At 68.9% G+C, this 1,352-nt stretch carries 1 protein-coding gene; it reads right to left on the minus strand.

The window, feature by feature from the left end; all coding sequences use genetic code 11:
• On the minus strand, positions 1-1,256 hold a 1,256-nt coding region (locus ACFP3U_RS36875), incomplete at its 3' end, for a DNA/RNA helicase domain-containing protein (RefSeq protein WP_380230149.1).
• Positions 1,257-1,352 lie beyond the last annotated feature (96 nt).

Consider the following 1,352-nt stretch of genomic DNA (forward strand, 5'->3'; position numbering starts at 1 on the left):
CTGCCGCCGCAGCGGAACTGGCTGTCCAGCTCGACCACCTGGCAGCCCAGGCCCTTCACGGCGGCGGCCGCCCGGATCTGGGCCACCGTGCCCATCTCGCCGGGCCGGACGACCTGATGCTCGTCCAGCAGAAACACCGGCACCCGGGCCGCGTCGATCAGCTCCTCGATCTGCGGCTTCCCCGTCCGCTGCGCGGCCCGGGTGTAGCGGTTCGCCGACGTCTCCCGAATCCGGTGCGCCTCATCGCAGATCAATACGTCCAGCCCGTTGCGCTCGGCGGACATGAAGCTGTTGAAGTACTTGAACAGCTCCTGCACCTCACGCCTCCGTGCCCCGGCGACCCGCCGCATGGTGGTGGTGAACGAACTAGACCCGGTCGCGTGCAGAGCCGTGACGCCACGCCGGTACAGATCACCCAGGAGGGACAGCGCGATGACGCTCTTCCCGGTGCCCGGGCCGCCCGTGATGACGACGACCTCCTTGTGGTCGGACCGCTGCGCCTGGCGGACCGCGCGCAGCACCAGCTCGTAGGCGACCCGTTGCTCGTCCAGCAGGACGAACTGCTCGCGCTCGCGGACCTCCTCGGCGGCGACTGTCATCAGCTGCTTGGACGGGGCCACCTTGCCAGCGAGCAACTGGTCCGCCGCCTCCGCGCCGGAGACCGGCTTCAGCTTCGAGCGGAGGTACTGGACGAACTCCCCGCGGCGCTCGGTGGTGAAGAGCCGGCCGCGCTCGTCCTGTGGCACCTCGTAGAGGCCCTGGACGCCGAACTCCGTCGCGTTGTGGAGGAAGGCCACACCGGACAACCGCTCGGGATGGGCGGCGAGCGCCCCGTTGAAGGCGATGAGGTAGTTGCAGTAGCCGCGGACCTGCTCGATCGGGTTCAGCACCGGTCGGGTGTATGCGTCGACCCGGCAGAGCAGCGGCTCGCCGTCCTCCGGCAGCGCGCTGCTCCACTGCTTGAGCTCGACCACCACGAACGACGGTTCGCCTGTGCTCGGGTGAACGCCGGCGAGTACGACGTCAGCTCGCTTGCTGTTGAGCGGGAGCGAGTACTCGAGTAGCACCTCCACCATGCCGAGCCCGGCGTCCAGGAGGGCGTTGGTCAGAGCCGGGATGCTGCGCTCCCAGGAGCGCACCTCGGACGGGCTGGGCTTATGGCCGTGCTTGTGAACGAACTGGTCGATGAGACGCACGAACAGTGATCCGGCCAGGCTCTCGGCGGCGACCGCGGACGCGGAGTCGCGGAACAGCAAGGAATGCTCCCAGGCAGCACGAAGTGACTCGTGCGGGTGGGGGCATGTCCCTGGTGGGAAGCCCGGCGGGCCGCGCTGATGACAGGGCCAAACCTA

It is taken from the genome of Kitasatospora misakiensis (assembly GCF_042656005.1).
Classification (GTDB): Bacteria; Actinomycetota; Actinomycetes; order Streptomycetales; family Streptomycetaceae; genus Kitasatospora; species Kitasatospora misakiensis.